The organism is Halobacteriovorax sp. YZS-3-1, from assembly GCF_047084945.1.
Classification (GTDB): Bacteria; Bdellovibrionota; Bacteriovoracia; order Bacteriovoracales; family Bacteriovoracaceae; genus Halobacteriovorax_A; species Halobacteriovorax_A vibrionivorans.
The window spans coordinates 779,654-800,919 of the sequence record NZ_JBKIYI010000002.1; the positions used below are offsets into that span (position 1 = coordinate 779,654).

15 protein-coding genes are annotated in these 21,266 nt (G+C 34.8%); 7 read left to right on the plus strand and 8 right to left on the minus strand.

Going from position 1 to position 21,266, the window contains the following annotated elements; genetic code table 11:
- Nucleotides 1–18: 18 nt before the first annotated feature.
- On the minus strand, nucleotides 19–885 hold the full coding sequence (locus ACMAZI_RS13790; RefSeq protein ID WP_412474327.1) for a LysR family transcriptional regulator: 867 nt from the start codon (nucleotides 883–885) through the stop codon (nucleotides 19–21).
- A gap of 112 nt (nucleotides 886–997) precedes the next feature.
- Here ACMAZI_RS13790 and ACMAZI_RS13795 point away from each other — a divergent pair, with 112 nt between their 5' ends.
- On the plus strand, nucleotides 998–1,537 hold the full coding sequence (locus ACMAZI_RS13795; protein ID WP_412474328.1) for a YceI family protein: 540 nt from the start codon (nucleotides 998–1,000) through the stop codon (nucleotides 1,535–1,537).
- A gap of 74 nt (nucleotides 1,538–1,611) precedes the next feature.
- Here the strand turns inward: ACMAZI_RS13795 and ACMAZI_RS13800 are convergent, their stop codons facing one another.
- A complete protein-coding gene (locus tag ACMAZI_RS13800; protein ID WP_114706483.1) occupies nucleotides 1,612–2,886 on the minus strand; it encodes a dicarboxylate/amino acid:cation symporter in 1,275 nt (424 codons plus the stop codon).
- A 76-nt stretch (nucleotides 2,887–2,962) separates the two neighbouring features.
- Here ACMAZI_RS13800 and ACMAZI_RS13805 point away from each other — a divergent pair, with 76 nt between their 5' ends.
- Nucleotides 2,963–3,544, plus strand: a complete 582-nt coding sequence (locus tag ACMAZI_RS13805) for a DNA-3-methyladenine glycosylase I (protein WP_334679159.1) — start codon at nucleotides 2,963–2,965, stop codon at nucleotides 3,542–3,544.
- On the opposite strand, the gene ACMAZI_RS13810 is transcribed toward ACMAZI_RS13805, so the two are convergent.
- From ACMAZI_RS13810 to ACMAZI_RS13825, 4 genes are all read right to left on the minus strand, one after another.
- Nucleotides 3,541–5,340, minus strand: a complete 1,800-nt coding sequence (locus ACMAZI_RS13810) for a hypothetical protein (protein ID WP_412474329.1) — start codon at nucleotides 5,338–5,340, stop codon at nucleotides 3,541–3,543. The two genes, ACMAZI_RS13805 and ACMAZI_RS13810, sit on opposite strands and share 4 nt — an antisense overlap.
- A gap of 3 nt (nucleotides 5,341–5,343) precedes the next feature.
- Nucleotides 5,344–7,080, minus strand: a complete 1,737-nt coding sequence (locus tag ACMAZI_RS13815) for a phosphatase PAP2 family protein (RefSeq protein ID WP_412474330.1) — start codon at nucleotides 7,078–7,080, stop codon at nucleotides 5,344–5,346.
- A gap of 9 nt (nucleotides 7,081–7,089) precedes the next feature.
- Nucleotides 7,090–9,366 (minus strand): outer membrane protein assembly factor, encoded by a 2,277-nt coding sequence (locus ACMAZI_RS13820; protein ID WP_412474331.1) that lies wholly within the window; start codon nucleotides 9,364–9,366, stop codon nucleotides 7,090–7,092.
- A gap of 126 nt (nucleotides 9,367–9,492) precedes the next feature.
- Nucleotides 9,493–12,606, minus strand: a complete 3,114-nt coding sequence (locus tag ACMAZI_RS13825) for an efflux RND transporter permease subunit (RefSeq protein WP_412474332.1) — start codon at nucleotides 12,604–12,606, stop codon at nucleotides 9,493–9,495.
- Nucleotides 12,607–12,731: 125 nt separating this feature from the next.
- On the opposite strand from ACMAZI_RS13825, the gene msrB reads away from it, so the two are divergent.
- The 4 genes from msrB (at nucleotide 12,732) to ACMAZI_RS13845 (ending at nucleotide 16,989) form a co-directional block, all read left to right on the plus strand.
- The gene (gene msrB / locus ACMAZI_RS13830) at nucleotides 12,732–13,793 is read left to right on the plus strand and encodes a peptide-methionine (R)-S-oxide reductase MsrB (protein ID WP_412474333.1); all 1,062 of its coding nucleotides are present in this window, start codon (nucleotides 12,732–12,734) and stop codon (nucleotides 13,791–13,793) included.
- 74 nt (nucleotides 13,794–13,867) lie between these two features.
- Entirely contained in the window at nucleotides 13,868–15,388 is a 1,521-nt protein-coding gene (locus ACMAZI_RS13835) for a hypothetical protein (RefSeq protein ID WP_412474334.1), read from the plus strand.
- Nucleotides 15,389–15,392: 4 nt separating this feature from the next.
- Nucleotides 15,393–15,758, plus strand: a complete 366-nt coding sequence (locus ACMAZI_RS13840) for a DUF333 domain-containing protein (RefSeq protein ID WP_334679165.1) — start codon at nucleotides 15,393–15,395, stop codon at nucleotides 15,756–15,758.
- Nucleotides 15,751–16,989: a hypothetical protein gene (locus ACMAZI_RS13845; RefSeq protein WP_114706474.1), complete on the plus strand. Its 1,239-nt coding sequence runs from the start codon at nucleotides 15,751–15,753 to the stop codon at nucleotides 16,987–16,989. Before ACMAZI_RS13840 ends, ACMAZI_RS13845 begins: the two co-directional genes overlap by 8 nt.
- Here the strand turns inward: ACMAZI_RS13845 and ACMAZI_RS13850 are convergent.
- Together ACMAZI_RS13850 and ACMAZI_RS13855 are read right to left on the minus strand one after the other, a co-directional pair.
- Entirely contained in the window at nucleotides 16,977–17,822 is an 846-nt protein-coding gene (locus tag ACMAZI_RS13850) for a hypothetical protein (RefSeq protein ID WP_412474335.1), read from the minus strand. The genes ACMAZI_RS13845 and ACMAZI_RS13850 overlap by 13 nt on opposite strands.
- A gap of 124 nt (nucleotides 17,823–17,946) precedes the next feature.
- Complete coding sequence (locus ACMAZI_RS13855; RefSeq protein WP_114706472.1) at nucleotides 17,947–18,852, minus strand: DUF6607 family protein; 906 nt, start codon at nucleotides 18,850–18,852, stop codon at nucleotides 17,947–17,949.
- 187 nt (nucleotides 18,853–19,039) lie between these two features.
- On the opposite strand from ACMAZI_RS13855, the gene ACMAZI_RS13860 reads away from it, so the two are divergent.
- Nucleotides 19,040–21,256 carry an NADP-dependent isocitrate dehydrogenase gene (locus ACMAZI_RS13860; RefSeq protein ID WP_412474336.1) on the plus strand — a complete coding sequence of 739 codons (2,217 nt, stop codon included), beginning with the start codon at nucleotides 19,040–19,042 and terminating at the stop codon, nucleotides 21,254–21,256.
- Nucleotides 21,257–21,266: the final 10 nt, after the last annotated feature.

Sequence of the window (21,266 nt, forward strand, 5' to 3'; positions counted from 1 at the left end):
GGTAATTCTTTTAGGTATCTAGAAAGAATCCCAGATAAATCGGGCCACTTCTCCTAGTTGATGGCCTTTTTTGTGTCCGAGACAGAATTTTACAAGTGATTTCTTCTCTAGGGACTTAAGATGAACCAAGCTACCTTTCTTAAGCTCATCTTTAATCATCGTTGAGGGCAGACGTCCCCAGCCAAAACCATTAAGAATTATCTCTTTCTTTGAAGGAGTATCCGTTACTCGCCACTTTAGAGCTTCATCCATTACACCAAGTTTTATTGTGTCATCCGGAATGGTACTTCTTTGGATGATTTGTGGATATTGCACAAGACTAGCGAAACTCTGTTCTTTCTTAGGTAAATCAAGAAAAGGATGATCTTTTGTAATAACTAGGTACATATCAACTTCACCAACAGGCTTGAACTCAAAATTCTTAGTACGAGAAAGATCTTCAAATATTGCTAAATCAACTCGACCTTCCATGAGCATTTTCTCTCCACTTAATATTTCTTTTTCAAGAATAATTTCTGTGGAAGGGTAAAGTGACATGGCCTTTTTAATAATTGGATAAAGCTTTTCTTGTTCGTAGATTCCTGATACTGAAATGGAAACGCGAGTCTCTACATTAGATGAAATTTGCTTGGTTTTTTCAATAAGATGATCATATTGAGCTGTTAGCTTGGCCGCTTCATTGAGGAAGTCTCTACCCTTATTAGTAATTTGAGGTCGGTAGCTCGTTCGATCCACAAGAGGGAACCCTACTTGCTCTTCGAGATTGTTAATTGAGTAAATTACCGCAGACTTCGCCTTTGCTAGTGCTGTTGCGGCCTTAGTGAAACTGCCGGCCTCATCAAGGGCCTGAAGACATTTAATCTGTTCTATCGTTATCCAAATCATGGACTAATTATAGCACAACTTGTCGCCAATAATGATCTTTATTTTCCGCTATGTTTTGCTATTATATTTTTAAGAAATTTCATAATTCAATAATCAAATGGAGGAAAATATTATGAAGAAGTTATTAGTTTTTGCTTTTGCTGCGCTAACGGTTTTAACAACAAATGCAGCGACAATCGACACTGCTAAGTCAACGATTTACTGGCAGGGAACAAAAGTAACAGGTCGCCACTTTGGTACAGTTAAAATTAAATCTGGTGACGTTAAAGTTGAAAAAGGTCAGCTTGTATCTGGAACAGTTGTCGTTGATATGAATTCTTTTACAGCAACAGATCTTGAAGGTGAGTGGCTAGATAAATTAAATGGTCACCTTAAAAATGAAGACTTCTTCAACGTAAAGAAATACCCAACTGCTACATTAAAAATTAAAGAAGTAAAAGGTTTTACAGTAATAGCGGATATGACAATATTGGGTAAAACGAAGGAAGTTACTTTCCTTGCTGCTAATAATGGAAAGAAATTTGTTGGAACACTTGAGTTTGATAGAACAGATTTTGGAATTAAGTACGGATCTAAAAGCTTCTTCAAAAGTTTAGGTGATAAGGCAATTGATAATAAAGTTAGCCTAGCATTTAATGTTGTTCTTAAGTAGTTAGGTTAAGACTCTCTCAAATAGTTTTAGGTACGTCGATACTTTTGGTCATACCAAAAGTATCGACGTACCTATTAAGTTGCTTCTCTTTTATCTAAGTATCTTTGAGTGACGACAGCACCAATGATATCACCTTCCACATTCACGGCCGTTCTAAATGTGTCTAGAGGCCTTTCAATCACAAGGAGGATACCAATTGCTTCAAGAGGAATCCCGGCCGCTAATAATACCATTTGCATACCCGACATTGAACCTGATGGCATTCCTGGAGCTCCAACTGATGAGAGCATTGCCATAAAGAATATTGAGAACATGGCAACACCTGATAATTCAATCCCGTAGAGATTTGCCAAAAAGATGGCCGCAATACCTTCAAATAATGCTGTACCATCCATATTCATTGTAGCACCGAGAGGAAAAACAAAACCACTGACTCCTTTTGTAACTCCTAACTCTTCTTCACAAGTTTGCATTGTAACAGGAAGAGTTGCTGAACTTGATGCTGTTGACAGGGCAAGAAGAAGGGGACGGGCCGTCTTTTTAAATAGATCAATTGGATTAAGCTTTCCAAAGAACCAAGCTATTGATGGTAAAACCAAAAGGCCGTGAACCATGGTGGCCCCAAAGACTAGCAGGGCAAATGAAAGCAGTTCACTAAAGATATCTCCAGAAACCTTCACCTTAAAATCAAAGACGATGGCAAAGATCCCAATTGGACTGAGATTTATAATCCAATGAAGTACCTTATTTATGACAATATTGAGGTCCTTTACTATTTGATATAGTGGATTTGAAGTATGATGAACAATTAATAATGACATCCCAAGTAGAAGTGCCGCAGTTACAATTCCTAAAATATTATTATTTGCAAGAGCGTGAAATGGGTTAACAAGAGCTGTTTCAAATACTTTCTTAATAACTACAGGAATCGAGTTTGAACCTTCTTCAATAAACTGAGCAGGCTTTTGTTGAGTAATTGTATCCTTGGTCTTTATGGTAACACCTGAGTTCTTCCATGGATGAATAAAGAAAACAGCAGTAAGGCCAATCATAATTGCGATAATAGTCGTTGAGACATAGTAAGTGATAGTTACTAGTCCCATTGATTTAAGCTTTGTGATTTCACCAATATTGATAATCCCTCCAATAAGAGAGAAGAAAATCATTGGTGCAATCATCATCTTAAGAGCACTAATAAATACTGACTTAATCATAACGATTATTTGATAGAAGTTTGGTGGCGTCTTCATTGTTGCCCAAGATGGGTCACCAAAAATTGACCCAAATATATACCCTAGAATCCCAGCGATAAGGACCCAGAAGCTAAGATTTTTAACGACTTTTTTCATTTATTTTCCTTCTTTAAAGCACTAGCTTATATTTTAATACTTAACCGTAATTAAAAAAAGAGATATAATTTTTTCTATGAAAGAAAGATGCCCGTGGCTTAAATTATCTAACGATCAATATGTGAAGTACCATGACCGTGAATGGGGAAGACCTGTGCATGATGATCAAGTATTATTTGAATTCCTCATTTTAGAGGGCGCCCAGGCCGGGCTAAGCTGGGAAACAGTTCTCAAGAAGCGTGATAATTATCGTAAGGCCTTTTACCAATTTGATATAAAGAAGGTCTCAAAGATTACCCCTGCTAAAGTTGAAAAACTTATGAATAATCCAGGGATTATTAGAAATCGCCTTAAAATCGAGTCAACTATTTCAAACGCAAAGGCTTTTTTAAAGATTCAAAAAGAGTTTGGTAGCTTTGATAAGTATATCTGGTCTTTTACAGAGGGAAAAACTATATATAACTCATTTAAAAATCTAAAAGAATATCCCTCTAAAACACAATTAAGTGATGATATATCAAAAGATTTGAAAAAAAGAGGTTTTCGTTTTGTCGGAAGTACTATTGTTTATGCATTTCTTCAGGCATGTGGAATCGTTCAAGATCATAGTACTAATTGTTATTTACATGGAAAGAAATTAAGGCGATTAAAAGATTAGTAGAGATTTCCCTTTATATATCCTTGTCCCATTAAATCGTTAATCCCAATTATATTGACCATTGCTTTTTGCACGACTGGTGCTAACTTTGATGATTTTAGTCCATGAACAAGAAGCTTGGCTTTTTCTTTTACCGAGATATTTGAACGTAATTTATCAAATAGCTTATATACTCTTTGTGCTAATTTTAAGTTTTCAAGTTGTTTAAGTTTCTTCTTTTGATTAGCTGAAAGATGATTTCTCTTACGGACAGAATGTTCGTAGACATAATTATCTCTTCTAAAGTCGTTGCGATCTTCTTCACTTATCCATATTAGAGAATCTGTATATTCAAATGCTAATGCAATGGACTCCCAAAGGGTGAAGTCATCGACTTCTATAAGCTCCTCAATTGCCTTTGTTGAAAAGATAAGTGATGAATAAATTTGTACTTTTCCATAGTCTTGGTTTTTATCGAAATCAATTCTCATCCCATTATCAAGGTAGCGCTCATATAAAAAGTCTGCCTCTTTGTTTAACTCTCTTCCTGAACTGTCATCATCAGAATAAGAGTAATTGATAGTTAGGCTAAAAGACTTTGTCGCATTATCATTTGTAGGTACAACGGCCTTTAAGTTATAGTTTCTTTTCTCCTTGCCTGAGAATCCTTTATGATCACTGACCTTTGAATAAATAATTTCTTCGTACTTTAGGTTTTCACCATCTTTAAACCTCGTTTCATATTTTCCGTTTTCACTTATATAGCGGGCACCTGTCTTCCATAGAACAAAGTTTAAACCCCAGTTAAATTCAGAATTATTTCTTTGGCCTTCTTTTTTCATGAAAAGTTCGACACTCTCATTTCCACTTTCTTCTAAATCTTGAATCTCTGAAAAGTCCTGGTCAAGAAAACTCAGGTAAGCTTTAAGTCCTTCTGGTGTACTCAAATCAAGGCGGTAGATTAGTTGATTTATTTCTTGTTTACTCTTTTTTAGATTAAAGACAATAGGTGAGTAGCCCTGGGATTCATTAATGCCGATTGAAATTGGAAGATCAATAATCTCATCGACAATTAAACTTAAGCCTAGTCCTGCACCTTTAGACATATCATCGAGATGTTTGATTGTTATTATTGCAATGTCATTTTGTTCTTTCTCAATTGTTACATCTAATGATTTTGAAATTTTCAATTTTGCTTTTGGTGCAAAAGTCGTAACTTCTGGAATAACAACATTTAGAAAATCAAGCCAAAGAAGGTTTACTCTTGAAGCAAAACCAGATGTTAGGACAGTATTTACTTGTTGACCCACTCTTAACGAATTGAATCTCTCACGTGAAGTCGGTAAGTCTATTACTTCCATATGCTTTAGCTCAATAGCTTCTTCATAACTATCTACAGCTGTTGCCTTAGAGAAATGTCTTTCTTCAGTTGGAGTACCTTGAATGAATGGTAAAGAAGATCTAATTAAAAAGTTTGTTCCTAAATAGGCCATTTGCTTAAGAATTGGCACACCCACAGATATAGAATCAACAACAATGTATTTTCCATCTAAAGATGGCATAATTTGACGTTGAACTTTTGGCCCAAACCAGCCTTTTTGATAAATTGTTCCAAAATATTGGAGTTTAAGCTGAGTATCAACCCAGTCAGAGTTCTCTTGTAATTCTTCTAGGTCACGCCAACGCTTATTTATAGTTTTATTAATATCTAATAAAACATCCTGATTATCAGAAACACTATAGTCAATGGCATAAGTACTTGAACTTACGCCAATTGATAGTATTAAAGTGAATATGATAACCAGTACTGTTTTCAAGTATTACTCAGACTCTTTATTATTAAAAACTAGTTGATAATAATCGATAGGCCAAGCTCTAAGGTCTTTTTGCCCATCTACCTTATAAGTTACAGCAGCACCGTTTAGATCTCCAGTTACTGGCGTAAAACTTACTGGGCCGTCTTCTTTTTTATCAAATAAACGATACATAATCTTACCTGATACCCATCCAATTAGGGCCCCTAGAGTAACGTCAGAGAACCAGTGAGCATTCTTGTAGACTCTTGCAAAACTCGTTAAAGCAGCAAGAGAATAGGCTGCAATCGGTACAATTTTTGTGTCTTTAAACTCTGTTGCAAATACAGTCATAACTGACCATGCTCCAGCAGAGTGACCAGAAGAGAAAGAAGTGTTATTTCGTCCAAAGTTTACACCATCGAAGTGATATGGACCTTTTCCTTCACGAGGTCTTGCACGTGAGCTCAATGACTTAAGTAATTGAGTTGCTAATTGTCCAATTAGAACGGCCCCGACACTTCTAACGGCAGCTCTTTTAAATTGATCATTCTTAAAAACAAGTCCGATTGCCATTGAAGCACCAACTACAGGAAGCAGTCCTGCTTTTTCTCCAAAGAGGTTAGTAAAGTCAGTAATTGTTGTCATTGTATCGTTCTTATTATCTTGTACAAAATCCATCAAAGGCTTATCAAAGGCCATCATTACACCAACAACACCAAGTGTTTTTAGCATCATTGATTTTTCAGAATCAGAGAATTCAATAGGCATAAAGATTGAACGATCATTACCTTTTTTACTTTTGATTAATTCTTTTAAGTCATCATTGCTAAGCATTGATTGTTGAAGTTCACTAGCTTCTTGTATTTTATTATTTAAATCCAAAAGACTCGTTGTTTGAGGGACTTTTCCTATTTTTTTAAGCTCTTTTCTTACTTTTCTTAGCTCCGATCTTTTTACATCTTCACTTGTTTCAATTAATGATGCTAAGTTTGCCATTCTCTCTTTTGCATCTGTTAAATTTTGATTGTCTGCAAATAGCTCAAATAGTTCTAATAGAGCTTGAGATTTTGTGCGTCCGTCATTTGCTTCAATTATCTGATTCATTAGAATTGCAGCTTGATATTCGTAAATATCTTTATCTTCAGACTTTCTATTAAGCCAAACTTCATTTTTAAAGTCGGCCAACCCTTTTTTTAGAGCTACCGTTTTTGAATTAGCTAGATTTTCTTCAACTTCTCTTGAAAATCTTGAATTTGGATAATTGTTTAAGAAGTCTTGGTTAACAAGAATTGACTCATTAACGATATTATTAGCACTACCATCTGCTTTTACAAAATTACCAATTGGCATATTTTTAATGTCTTTAGGTAGATTCTGATTATAGAGGTTTGCCATTTGAAAATGCATTAACTCTGACTGTGGATGATCCTTTATTAGTTTTTTTAGAGATAATGAGAAGTTTACATAATCATTAAGAAAATTACCTTCATAAAGCTCATTTAGTAATTTGATATCTAGCCCTTGCTCAAGAGCTTTAGATTGATCCTTAACCATTGCTAATTGAAAGCTTCGAGCCGCTTTGCAATGCTTATCTGAATTAGCATATCGCTCGGCCTTATCAAGTGAATCTTCAAATGAAACATCTTTAATATCAAAGTCTTTCTTTAATCTGTCACATACTTTTAAATTTTGTGCCTGGACACTAACTCCACTTATAATGGTAAGTGCCATTATGAGCTGAGGTAATTGATTCTTCTTCATTACAATCTCCTATAAGTTGTAAGCTGGATCATAATCTCCAATTATAAAATAAAAAGGTTTTGTTATATCATTTTGTCTGCCTATGAGTGGGATAGTGACACCTGCTTCAAATGTCTCTTGTACAAAGCCTGCGTTCATGTGAGCGCGTAGCCCAAGACCACCAACTACTCTAAAGTCATCAAATGCGAAGTCACTACTACCTGGAGCAAATGCATCTAAAAAGAGTACACCGCTAAAGATATCCTTATATATTGGAAGACTATATGTAAGGTTCGCTGAGATCATTGAGTTAGATCCGAGTTGGCCATCCTTATTTATTGATCCATACTCAAACCCACGAATAGTTCCATTTCCTCCACCTTGTAGTCTTTCATAAAAAGGAGTACTTTGAGATGCATATCCTAGGGTTACTCTTCCTGAAATTTGATGTTTACCGCCTTCATCATTTTCATAAATATCTCTTGTTACTTGAGCATTAACGACTCCTTTAAAGAATAATTCCTGATTATGAAATGAAGGTAGAAGATGTACAGATATTACACCATTAGTTTTCTCTTCTTTATCTTGAATTCGATATGCGAAAGAACCAATGAGGCCACTTACAACATCTTTTGTGTCAGATAAGTCGATATTATCTGAGTACTGTTGTGATAAGCTATCAATGGAAACAAACTCGAGGCGAGTTCCTAGCCCTAGACTTATATTCTTGTTTATTTGTTTTTCAAACATTATTCTAAGAGCTGTTTTCTTTTCTTTATAATGGTAACTTCTCTCAAAGTCATGATTAGCACTGATATTAAGATCAATTTCAGATCCAAATATATTCTCATTATTATAAACAAGACCAACACGATTTATTTCTTTTGAGATCATTGTTGATAGGGCAAGCGATGTTCCTGTCCCAAAGAGATTGTTGTCACTTAAAGAAACCCCAAAACCTGCTCCACCATAGGCTGAGCCAAGTGAGAATTGGATTGTTTGAGTACTGTTTTCTTGTAGCTGAATGACTACTTTCCCAGCACTTGTTGTCATTGGGAAGAAGTCAATTTTTACATCTTTAAAGAAACCAGTTTTATAAAGGTTCAATATAGACTCATTAATCTTGCTCGTATTTGCCATTTCTCCGATATTAAAATTTAACTTTTCATAAATAACTTCTGGTACTGTTTTTGTATTACCAATTATTTCAATTTTAATAATCTTTTGCGGCTTACCTTCATTGATAACTAGTGTTGCGCTCTCACTCTTATCGTCATAATTCATCGTTATTTGTGTGAAGATGTAACCATTATTTCCGTATAGTTCTCGCACTCTTTGAATGGCCTCTCTTTGCTTCTTTATTGAAAAGGCCGTGGGTAACTTTGTGTTTAAAACATTAAGAATTTCTTGAGTTTCTAAAAAAGAATTACCTTCAATTGATAATTTGTTTAATTTTAATTGCTTGTTTTCACTGATTTTAAAGTAAATATCTGCTTCATCTTTTTTAACTTTATAATCTGCTTCTACTTCAATGTTGATGAAACCACTTTCCATATAATGACGTTTAATGATTTCGATATCATTCAAGTATTCTTCTTCAATAAAGAGATTCTTTGAGAAGAAAGAAGACTCTTTAGATTTGATAATTTTATTTAAATCTTTATCAGTGAAATAATTATTTCCAGAAATTTTAATGTCATCAATTGTAACTTCAGCTGTATTTAGGAGAACTTTAAAGTCGATGATAATTTCGGAATCACTATTTAGCTCAAGTTTCTTTTTAACTTTAACAAGAGGATATCCTTTTTTCTTATAGAAGTTTTCAATAGAGGAGATATCAAGCATCATATCCTTGGACTTAAAAATTCCTCCTCGTCTTAATTTAAGCTCCTTCCTTAAGTCATTATCAATGTCATTCTTGTCTTTTTCTATACTTTCAATACTTATTAGAATTCTTTTGATAATTCTTTTCTTTTGCATTTCAAATTTGATTGAAATGCTACTTGAATCTATTGGCAGTACTTCAAGTTCAACATTTTCATATGTTTCATCATTATTCTTTTTTAAATTTTCAAGATCATTTGTTACTTTGATGATATCAAGAGTTTCACCTGTCTTACTTTCAAGCTCTTCAATTCCGAATAAGAGATTATTTCCAATATCTTCACCCAAATCATTTTCGATTGTAATGTCATTGATTACTAAGTCCATTTCCATGGAATCTTGAGCATAGACCTGTGCCATACTTAGGTACAAGTAGGTGAGGAGTATAGTGAATATACCTGTTTTCAAAGAGAGCTTTGTCATATGACAAAACTAACATTATTTATTAACTGTTAAGTCTATTTTGAAAATTATGGCCATATGTATAAAATTTGAACAAGTTAAATCAATATGTAACCCCTTGAAAGTATTTGTTTCCAAGGGGTAATATTATAAGAATGCTTCTTCTTGTTGCTCTTCTTTCGTCACAAGAAATCTTGATAAAAGAGAGAAGATTGATGGTGTTAGAAAAAGTGTAATGATTGTGGAAATGGCCAGACCCCATCCCATTGTAAGCATCATTTCTGCTAACATTGAATCATAACCAGCAAACCCATAGGCGGTAGGAAGTACTCCAATAACTGTCGTTAATGTAGTTAAGATAATTGCTCTAAGTCTTGTGGAAGAGATTTGAGCGATCTGCTTATAAAGTTGAGTCTTGTGCGTTGTATACTTTGTCTCTCTAATAAGTTTATCAATGAGGACAATCGAGTCGTTTACAACAACCCCAACCATTCCAAGGGCCCCAATAACTGCGAAGAAGCCGAAGATCTCCATGCCGTGGGCCATGAGAATATAGATAACTCCTGAAATCCCAATAGGTATAATTGTCATAATAATTAGAGGTGCAGACAATGATTTAAATTGAATTGTTAAAATCATATAAATAAGAGCGATAACTAAAAATCCTGCCATCTTAAAATCACCAGTCGATTCTCTTGTTTCTTCAATTTCTCCAACAAAGTTTATAATTGCAGATGGATATTCTTTTAAAATCTCTGGGAAAACTTCGTTCTCGTAATATTCAGCAATCTCAAGTGGTGTAGTATTTGCACCTTCTTCTATATCCGAATAAACCATTGTTGTTCGTTTGAAATCAACGCGCTCAATATTTGATGGTTTTACAACCTCTTCAATTGTAATAAATCGTGAAATTGGTACGTAACCACCTTTTCCATTATCAATTCTTAACTGTTTTAGCTTTTCAATATCAACTTTGTAATTCTTTGCGACAGTTAGTCTTACCTCAACCTCTTCATCAGTACTCTTAAGAGTATAGAGAATAGTACCTTGGACAAATGTACGTAGAGAAGTGGTTACATCACTAGGAGTAAGGCCAAAGCGTAGGATCTCATTTTGGTTAATTTTAAAGTTGAATTCTTTTGTATTTATTGGTCTTTCAATTTCAACATTTTTTAACTTCTTATTATTCTTTTGATGATCGGCAATAAGATTGGCAATTTTCTCTCTAACTTCGTCATCATTATCTTGAATTTGCGCCTCAATTGTTGAACCTGAGCCACTTCCCCAGCGTGATTTAAAGAAGCGAATTTCTTTTATATTTGGAAGGTCTTTAGTTCTCTCTTTTAAGATATCAACGATATCATTTGCTGATAATTCTCTTTCATCGGCAGGTAAAATCTCTACAGTGATACTTGCTCGATTATAGTTTACAGCTCCTCCACGACGAGATTGACCTACGTTAGAGCGAAAACCAACAATACTTAGTCGTTGTGATTCTTCAAGTAAGATATCTTCAAGAGGTTTTAGGTACTCATTGATTTCAGCTTTAGATGTACCTTTCTCTGTATATACACTTAGGCTAAGCTCTTTACTTTCTTCTCGCGGAAACATGACAAATTTTAATTTTGTCGTAAAAAGATATCCTGATAAAAAGGTTGAACAAATAAAGAATAAGATTATTAAAAATCTAAAGTTTAGTGCCTTCTCTAAGAAGTTTGCATAGACTTGTTCGTATTTTCTAAACCAACTTACTTCATGTTTCTTCTTTGGCTTTCTTTGATAAACGTGGGCCGGTAAAACAGAGAATGACTCTATAAGTGAAGCCACTAACATCATTGTAATAATAAATGGAAGTACGGCCACAAACTTTCCAAACCATCCACCGAAGAAAAGAAGAGGAACAAAGGCAACGCATGTTGTGGCGATGGCACTAGTAATTGGCATTAGTAACTTAGTCACTTCTGTTGTAACCTTATCCATTAATTCTTTTAATGTGCCTTTATGATCTTCTGTAATTCGGCCAACATTTTCTGCAACAATAATTGCATCATCAACCACGATTCCCATTACAATAATAATAGCGGCCAGAGTCATATTATTGATTGTGAAATCAAAGATGAGCATACAAATTAGGGTAAAGCATAGAGTAAAAGGAATCCCCATACTTACCCAAATCCCCGATTTGAAATCAAGGAATAGGAAGAGAACGAGAACAATAAGACCAAACCCTAGAAGCCCATTACTTGCTACAATTGATAGGCGGTTTTTTACATCATATGATTCATCATCGAGAGTCACAATCCTTAAATCATCAAGTTGACCCTTCTTATACTTTTCAATAAAGGCAAGTGTTGCTTTATTGGCCGCTAGAATATCAACATTATGACTCTTTTTAAGGTTGAGCATTATCCCTTCGTGGCCATTGATTTTATAAATTGAATTCGTTTTTTCAAAAGACTTTTTAAAACTTGCGATTTGATCGAGGCTGACACCATCGCCTTCGTAATTACCTGTTACCATCAAGTCTTTAAAGTCTGATTCATCAACTAATTCATTAATAGAGGTTACCTTTGATTGTTGTGTATCTTCTAATACACCAATCGGTGCTCGAATATGACTTTCTCTTAAACTTCTTACAACGTTGTGAATTGAGATTCTGTTTTGCTTGATTTTATATGGGTCAAGAAGGACATGATTTTCTGGATCAAGGTAACCACTTCGAGTAACTGACGATACTGCAGGTAGCGCTTTAACTTGTGTTTCAAAGTTTCTAACAAGCTGTTGCAGTCTTGCTCGGTCTTCAACTGTTAAGTCTCTCTTTCCCTCTAGGTAAAACCCAACATCGATATAGGCTTTTTCAGATGATTTAAATTGTCTAAATGTTGGAATCTCTGCTTCACTAGGTAGATCGGCCCTAAGTACGGCATCTTGAATGTCGAGGTAGACTTCTCTTGGATTAGGGTAGTTCTCAAGCATAACAACAGTAATTGAACTTGAGCCAGTTGAGGAAACAGATCGCACTTCATCTAGGCCTGCTACATTTTTTAATTCTTCTTCAATGGGTTTTGTAATAAAGAATTCAATATCCTCAGCACTTGCTCCAGGATAAATTGTGGAAACACGAACATAAGGTGACTCAAACTCTGGCATTTCTTCTTTTGGAATTTTTGTCCAAGCAAAAATGGCAATAACAAATACACTGAAGAAAAGAACGTTTGAGATAAGTAGGTTATCGATAAAGTATTGAATGAGTTTTTTCATAAGACAATTTTAAGTGGCCGTAATCAGGAGGTCAAACCTTTCATTGATAATATTATGTAACAATTAGGCCATCAGCTACGAATACTTATACGAGAACCTGTTATAATAGTTTCATGGAGGTATAAATGAAGATTATTACAGCTGTATACCTATTTATCGGCCTTCTTTTCGCTAATAATATTAATGCTGCCAAGATTACTCTCGGTGGTGGCTGTTTCTGGTGTATGGAAGCTCCATTTGAAAAAATTAAGGGAGTAAAAAGTGTTACCTCTGGTTACATGGCCCCTGATAAGACTAAAGAATTAGTTAAGCCTACTTACCAAATCGTATCATCAGGTAAAAGCGAGTATGTTGAAGTTGTCCAAATTGTTTATGATGATAACAAAGTTCAACTCGAACAAATCTTAGATATCTATTGGAATAATATAAATCCAACTGACGAAGGAGGACAATTTGCAGATAGGGGAAATCAATATCGTACTGTGATCTTTTATGAAAATGAAAAACAAAAGAATATAGCGCAAAACTCGAAGAATAATCTTGAAGCATGTAAGAAGTATGATTCACCAATAGTTACGGCAATAGAAAAGGGATCGACTTTCTATCCAGCTGAAGAGTATCATCAAGACTATTACAAGAAAAACCCAATTAGATATAAGACTTATAAAGAGCTATCTGGCCGAGGACAATTTATTCGAAACAATTCTTCAAAACCTCTGAAATGCGAAGAAACAAAAAAGGATAATAAAGTGTATAAGAAACCAAGCGAAAAAGAATTAAAGGAAAAGCTATCTTCATTAGAATATGAAGTAACTCAAAAAGAAGGGACTGAGCGTCCATTTGCTAATAAGTATTGGGATCATAAAGAAGAAGGAATCTATGTTGATATAACAACAGGTGAGCCACTTTTTAGTTCTCTTGATAAATATGATTCTGGTTCAGGATGGCCAGCCTTTACTAAACCAATAGATAAAGACTTAGTTAAAACGAAAGAGGATAATAAACTCTTTATGACTCGAATCGAGGTACGATCGAAGTCTGGAGATGCCCACCTCGGTCACGTTTTTGATGATGGCCCAGGCCCTGAAGGGAAGCGCTATTGTATCAACTCAGCATCTTTGCGCTTTATTCCTAAACAAGATTTAGAGAAAGAAGGTTATGGTGAGTATCAAAAACTGTTTAAATAGCTAAAATTACATATATTCTTTAGCTAAACACTCTAAAGATTAGGCCCAAGTATCCGATATGAGGACGAGGGCCTATGAAAAGACTAAATACTTTAATAATTCTATCTTCAATTATTCACTTTCAGATTTATGCTTCTTGTGGAGGAGCATTTAAATCGTTTCTTGGTATAAAGAAAAACTCATTCTATGACACTCCTGAATTTGAATTAAAGGAGAAGATTAACAAACTAGAGACCTTAAATCGTCGTCTTCGTAATACTAGTGAACACAAAGAGCCTGCAATGTCTCTTTCTGTATGGAAGAAGATTGAGAAACTCGATAATAACTTATTTACTAAGCATTATTCAGTGAATGTAAGAGACTGGAGAGTATTCTTTAGAGACTTTGAAGTAAACTTTATCTCTTTTAAACGTATGAAAGATATATCTGACTTTCTTTCATCTACTGATGTCACAAAAACAAAGCTTAAAAAATATTTGAAAGAAAAAGAGTACTCGGATGAATTCAATGAGTTTATTTTATCAAAGTTTGATAATTCACCGAATGCCGACTTATTTAAGATTGAAGTTGATAAGGAAGCAGAAAGAAATATTATTAATATAGGTAATGATTACTATGAATACCGCTTAGTTCGTGAGCATATTAGAGACCTTGAAAATAGTGATCTATGTAATAAGGAATGCCAAGTAGAGCTTAAAAAACTTATGGCAAACCTTGGTGTTGCAAGTGATAGAGAAAAAAGTACTCTTCCAATATTTTTCAAAGGAGAGAGTCGTCCAGAGTTAGATGATATAACTCGAATTGTTCACGAAAATCCAATGGCCTTAATTACAAAACTAAAGAAGGAAAGAAACTCTGAAGTTGTCAATTGGCTATATTCACTATTATTACAACCAGAAATAGTTGATACCTTTATGGGCCTTATTTATAAGTCAAAACATATCGGTAAGTATCGTGCAGTACGCTTATTCCAAGCTTTCTATAATGCTAGAGCAAGAAGACTACACTTTCCAAAGATTAATAATATTGTAAAAAGTTTCAGTAATGACTTAGTAAAGAGTTATTCAAATTTAAAAACAGTAAATACGACAATTCCTAAAGATGAACTTCTCGTGACTTTTGCTCGAATGGTTGATGCTCTTGCTGTGAAGAAGTATAAGCTTCTCAAGCAGTATGCAAAAGAAAATGATCCTAAATTTTATGAGAGAATGCTGGCCGCTGAAGAGAAGGCATATGCACGTGGTGATATTAGTATCACTCATCGTCGTTCTGTAATTGGACAACTTGTACAATTTATACCAGCTTCAACTCCTATTTACCTCTATCAAAGATCAAAGCTTGAAGAAAGGGCAACTGTTGAAGAAGTAAATGAAGATGGTGAAGTTATCGAATCAAATGATGATGGAAGTGTTGAGGTTGAAGAGGTTATTGTAGAAATTGAGCACGGCGATGAAATGGATAAAACATTAGAAGAAGTAGCTGAAGTTATTGCACAAGAAACAAGTGATACTACTCGTGATCCTTCATCTGTACAGGGTAATTGGGTAGAGAAGTTCTTTTATCGTATCAAACAATTTTTCAAGGCCAAAGGATAGGTCGATGTTTAAGATGATAATACTATCTACATTTACAATTTTCTTTACCTTTGATCTCTTTGCAAAAGATTTTCAAATTATGAAAATTTATGAAAAAGATAAATTCAAAGAAGTAAAAATCTATAAAGAAGGCAGCGGTAAAAATACCGTATTTATGAATGATACTTGTAAGAAATCAAAAGACTGTCTTAAGCGAAGGGTAAAGCAAAAGAAAACTCGTGGACTAGCGGGCCACCCTGGCTCAAAAGCATGTAAAGCAATAGGTAATTCTGAATATAAAATTTTAAAAATGGAAAATGGTAATCAAATCGGCTTTTGCCGCTTTTCAGATGGAAGTATGATTAGTGCGTGGAGTTTGCTACGTGATTAAAATATTTATCTTTTCTATTCTTTCATTAACAACCTTTGCAAAGCTTGAAATTACTGAAGAAATGAAGTGGAATGAATATAATCATGCTGCTTATCAACAACTTCCTCCTATGGGGAGTGAAAGAGTGACAAGTCAGCTAGAGGTGAAGAGTAAGCCAATCATTCGTGATCAAGATGGATTTGGTTCATGTTACTTATTTGCTACCACTTCTTTATTAGATCAGGCTTGTATTAAAAGTGGAGCTTGTGATGAGGACAAACAAATTTCCGTTCTAGATGTACTTGGGAAGACTCAATTACAAAATGGTAATTCTAAAGAATTCTTAGGACTAAATGGTGGAAATATTCCTCAAGTTACTAGATCATTAACAAATGGTAAAAAAGTTGATTTATCATTTTCAACTGAAGAATGTGCACCTTATCAACAAATTGAAAACTACAATGGCCAAGCAAATGGGGACTTTGATATCGAAGAGCATCCCCAATTAAAGGCCATGAATGATATTTATTATCAGGTAAAAAAAGAAACTGAGAGTGATGGGTTTTGTAGGCCTTGTAATGAAGAGTTTTTTAAGAAGTACTATCCATTTAGTACGGATATGATTGAAAACTTATCGAGGGCAGCTACTAAAATCGCTTCAATCAACGCTTTTGAAGAGTTCTTAAATGAAGTACTGATACCTAAAAAATGTCGAGATGAAAAAGAGAAGGTTAAGATACCAGGAGTAAAGTTTCATCAAGAACATATTTCTGATAAAGATAAATTTAGAAAGAAAATGATTGAGTTATTTGAGAATGACCAATCAGCTGCGATATCAAGCTGTACTTGGCAACGCTATTGTGAAGGAGAGGATGATATTAGTGATATGTCAATGTGTCCTCAAGAGAAGAGAAAGCGTTCGTGTGGCGGTCATGCCTATCTTTTAAGCGGATTTAGAACTATCTGTGATAGCAATGGTGAATGTCGTAATCAATATAAAGTCCACAATAGTTGGGGGACTCATTTTAATGTATTCAATGATAATGGTTGGGTAGAAGAAGGCCCTCTTTTTGATGCCTATAAAGACTTCAGCAATCAACTTGTCACTTATGTGGAAAGCGAACCTAAGAAAATAGAAAGAAGTGATTTCTCAAGGTCAGGAATATACTATTGTGATGGTGTTAGGGGTGCCGGTGATAATGTTTGGGCAAATAAAATGCAACGAGCAGGACATCGTTGTTACTTGCGATAAGTTTTTGCCTCAATCTTTTTAGTACAACCATCTTCAAACGTTTCTTGATTAATATAAGTTGTATTCTTGTAACGTTGTAAGTCTCTTTTGGCCCTACGTGTTTTATTATAGAAGAAGACATCATCTTCTATTTTCTTTGCATCGAGATTACATTCAGAAGACCATGTACTTGTAACTTTTATCATTTGCTCTGCAACCTTTACAAGATTTGTAACTGACATATACTCACTTGTTGAAGCTGTTTGTACACTACAGTCGTAACATTCATCTGATTTATTATCTTCTAAATCGATATCTTGAGAGTAATGAGAAAGGTTTATTAGGCCTTCTTTATGAAGTTGATTTAATTTTTCTTTTTTCTGATCTGATAGGGGTGATGAATTCTTAATTTCATCTCTAATTACATTATTAATTAAGATATTAATATATGAATTGTTTTTAAATTGGTCATGGTTATTGCGGATATAGTCTGTCGCATAGTTAAACTTATATGTGTCTGACATCCTATTTAGACTTATTTCGACTTTCTTAGCGTCTCGTTTATTTAAAAGGTTTTGATCATTTACTGTTCTTAAACGATAAAGAGAATCAAATTTAGCTAAGTTTTCTTCATCTAATAATGAAGTTAATACTAACTTCGTTTGTCCCTGGTTTTTTGAATCATTCAAAATTTTTGCAATTTTTACGGGAGACTCTTTTATAAGTTGCTGCTTACAATCTGAGTCTTTTAAACATTGATCAATTTCAAATTCAATCCCATTTGAAGCTTGGTATGTAGAAGCATGGGCCATTGATGAAGTTAAAAAGACTAAAAGATAAACGTTTTTAAGCATATTTTCCCGTAAAGTATCGGTGATTAAGGTGATTAATAAGATAAACTAATTATACCACGGGGAGAGTAAATAAAAAGGCCTGTGAAAAACAGGCCCTTTTTTATTCGATAATATTGTAATTAAATTATTCTACGATATGAGACTCAATTAAGTCCTTGATTTCTTGAGTCGCAAGTTCTGAATTATAACCAGGCATTGTAGAGAACTTATCATCAAGGGCGAAAAGTCTTGACCACATTGGTGCCCCTGTTTTTTTGAAGTCAAAACGAATTGATGGGCGAGAGTAAAGTGTAGCATCCCATACTTTGACTACGTCACGCCAAAATAATTTATGCTCTTTCCACCAATCACGTGCTGGCTGACATCTCTTATCATCAACTTTTACATAAGTATTGTAGCTCTTTTCCATAGCAAGTTTCAGCTCCATTCCATTTTCAAGCATATTAACTTTTACATTATCTTGATCATGAACGTGCCCGTATGAAGTTTGCTCGTGACGATTTGTTCTCCTAAGTACATTGTAATCTGAACGAATAGAGAATTCTCTTCTTGGTAGAGGTGCGTTGGCCGTACATTCCCAAAATGATTTCTTATCAGTATGAATCCAAGGTGCAGAGCACTCATATCTTGGAGAGTCATCCACTTGATATACTCTTTGTACCCAATTACCTTGTGGGTTCTTTACTGTACGGTTATTCCAGTTTGAAAAGCCTCTATAATCTAGTGCATTTGAAGCTTCCCAATCCCATTGCTGTCGCCAATGCTTTACAATAGCGTGTGGAGTAACAAGAATGTGTTGAATATTAACTGAGTCTTTATCTTCAGAATCAACAAAGATCCACTCAAGAGCTCCAGAAGCGTAGCGGTCATAAAAGTCATAGCCACTGTTGTAAGCAAAAGTCTCGGCCGACTGAAACTTAATCTCGTAACACCCTGTCATTTTCTTAATTTCTTGGATGTCTTTATTTTTATCGATAGTAATTCCTGCAAATGCTGGAAGTGCAAGTGCGAGAAGTAAAAATACTTTCATTATTTATCTCCCTTAGTAATTTTCATTAGGTTGATTGTTGGAAATAATGTTTGAAGTGTCAAACTAAAATAAAGTAAACAAGTCTAGTTTTATGGGTGTGACGCATAGATCGTGGACGAAGTAGCTGGTTTTATTATAGGATAAGGCGTTTTATAATCACTTCATAACAAATAACACGGGATGTAAAATGTCACAAATTATTTACACTATTACTGATGAAGCGCCAGCTCTTGCTACACAGTCACTTCTTCCAATCGTAAAAGCTTTTACAAAGCATGCAGGTATCGATGTTACGACTCGTGATATCTCTCTTGCTGGAAGAATCTTAGCTCATTTTCCAGAGTTTTTAACAGATGAGCAAAAGCAATCAGATGACCTTGCTTACTTAGGTGAGTTAGCAAAGAAGGCAGAAGCTAATATTATTAAGCTTCCAAATATCTCAGCATCTATTCCACAATTATCTGCTGCAATTAAAGAGCTTCAAGATCACGGTTTTAAAGTTCCTAATTACCCAGATTCACCTTCAACTGATGAAGAAAAAGATATTCAAGCTCGTTATGCAAAAGTTCTTGGTTCTGCCGTTAACCCTGTTTTACGTGAAGGAAATTCTGATCGTCGTGTTGCTGGTCCTGTAAAGGAATATGCAAAAGCTAATCCACATAGAATGGGTGAGTGGAAGAGTGATTCAAAGTCACATGTTGCACACATGGAAGCAAATGACTTTTATGGTTCTGAAAAGTCAGCAATTATGCCAAATGCTACTGATGTAAAAATCACACTTAAGCAAAATGATGGTTCAGAAGTTGTTTTAAAAGAAAAAGTTTCACTTCTTAAAGATGAAATCATTGATGCAGGTGTAATGAGTGCAAAAGCACTTAGAGAATACTTTGCAAAGAATATTCAAGATGCAAAAGAGAAAGACATTCTTTTCTCTGTTCACTTAAAAGCAACAATGATGAAAGTTAGTGATCCAATTATGTTTGGTCACTGTGTAGAAGTATATTTCAAAGATGTTTTCGAAAAATATGCAGCTGAGTTTAAAGAACTTGGTGTTAATTCGGCAAACGGACTAGGTTCAGTTTATGCAAAACTTGCTGGCCTTCCAGCTGAAAAGAAAGCAGAGATCGAAGGTGCATTAGACGCAGCCATTGCAAATGGACCTCGTCTAGCTATGGTTGATTCAGATAAAGGTATTACAAACCTTCACGTACCATCTGATGTTATTATCGATGCATCTATGCCTGCAGCAATTAGAACTTCAGGACAAATGTGGAATAAAGATAATAAAACTGAAGATACTAAATTCTGTATCCCAGATAGAAGTTATGCTCAGATGTACCAAGAAGTTATTACTTTCTGTAAAGAAAATGGTGCCTTTGATCCAAAGACAATGGGAACAGTTCCTAACGTTGGTCTTATGGCAAAGAAAGCTGAAGAATATGGATCACATGATAAAACTTTCAAAATCCCTGCAGCAGGTGAAGTCGTTGTTACTGACTCTGAAGGGAACACTATCTTTACTCACACAGTAGAAGAAGGTGATATTTGGAGAATGTGTCAAACTAAAGACGTTGCAGTTCGTGACTGGGTTAAGCTTGGTGTTACACGTGCTCGTCTAACAAATACTCCGGCCGTATTCTGGCTTGATGAAAACCGTGGCCATGATGCTAACTTAATAAAGAAAGTTAATGAGTACTTAAAAGATCACAATACAGATGGGCTTGAAATTAAGATTCTTGATCCAGTTAAAGCAATTCGTTACTCAATGGAGAGAATCATTAAGGGTGAAGATACAATTTCTGTAACAGGTAACGTATTACGTGATTACCTAACAGATCTTTTCCCAATTTTAGAGCTTGGAACTTCTGCAAAGATGCTTTCAATTGTTCCTCTTCTTGCTGGTGGTGGATTATTTGAAACTGGTGCTGGTGGATCAGCTCCAAAGCATGTTCAACAATTCACAGCTGAAAATCACCTAAGATGGGACTCTCTAGGGGAGTTCTTAGCACTTGGTGTTTCTCTTGAAGATCTTGCAATTAAAACTGGTAACTCAAAAGCTAAGGTTCTTGCTAAAACTCTTGATGAAGCAAATAGTGCATTCCTTAAGAATGATAAGTCTCCATCAAGAAAAGTTGGTGAACTCGATAACCGTGGTTCTCATTACTATTTAGCTCAGTACTGGGCAAAGGCACTTGCTGATCAAAATGACGATGCTGAGCTTAAAGAGATCTTTACTCCAATTGCTTCAAACCTAGTTGAAAATGAAGCTAAGATCGTTGAAGAATTAAATAGTGCACAAGGTGTTGCCGTTGATATGGGTGGATACTATCATCCTAATTTTGAACTTGTTGCTAAAGCAATGAGACCATCTCAAACACTTAACTCTGTGATTGATTCACTTTAAAAAAAATAAA

Coding starts and splice junctions, on each gene's coding strand:
- ACMAZI_RS13860 (WP_412474336.1), top strand. CDS start 19,040: ATGTCACAAATTATTTACACTATTACTGATGAAGCGCCAGCTCTTGCT.
- ACMAZI_RS13800 (WP_114706483.1), bottom strand. CDS start 2,886: ATGAAAAAAGTCGTTAAAAATCTTAGCTTCTGGGTCCTTATCGCTGGG.
- ACMAZI_RS13850 (WP_412474335.1), bottom strand. CDS start 17,822: ATGCTTAAAAACGTTTATCTTTTAGTCTTTTTAACTTCATCAATGGCC.
- ACMAZI_RS13795 (WP_412474328.1), top strand. CDS start 998: ATGAAGAAGTTATTAGTTTTTGCTTTTGCTGCGCTAACGGTTTTAACA.
- ACMAZI_RS13825 (WP_412474332.1), bottom strand. CDS start 12,606: ATGAAAAAACTCATTCAATACTTTATCGATAACCTACTTATCTCAAAC.
- ACMAZI_RS13805 (WP_334679159.1), top strand. CDS start 2,963: ATGAAAGAAAGATGCCCGTGGCTTAAATTATCTAACGATCAATATGTG.
- ACMAZI_RS13815 (WP_412474330.1), bottom strand. CDS start 7,080: ATGAAGAAGAATCAATTACCTCAGCTCATAATGGCACTTACCATTATA.
- ACMAZI_RS13820 (WP_412474331.1), bottom strand. CDS start 9,366: ATGACAAAGCTCTCTTTGAAAACAGGTATATTCACTATACTCCTCACC.
- ACMAZI_RS13855 (WP_114706472.1), bottom strand. CDS start 18,852: ATGAAAGTATTTTTACTTCTCGCACTTGCACTTCCAGCATTTGCAGGA.
- msrB (WP_412474333.1), top strand. CDS start 12,732: ATGAAGATTATTACAGCTGTATACCTATTTATCGGCCTTCTTTTCGCT.
- ACMAZI_RS13790 (WP_412474327.1), bottom strand. CDS start 885: ATGATTTGGATAACGATAGAACAGATTAAATGTCTTCAGGCCCTTGAT.
- ACMAZI_RS13835 (WP_412474334.1), top strand. CDS start 13,868: ATGAAAAGACTAAATACTTTAATAATTCTATCTTCAATTATTCACTTT.
- ACMAZI_RS13840 (WP_334679165.1), top strand. CDS start 15,393: ATGTTTAAGATGATAATACTATCTACATTTACAATTTTCTTTACCTTT.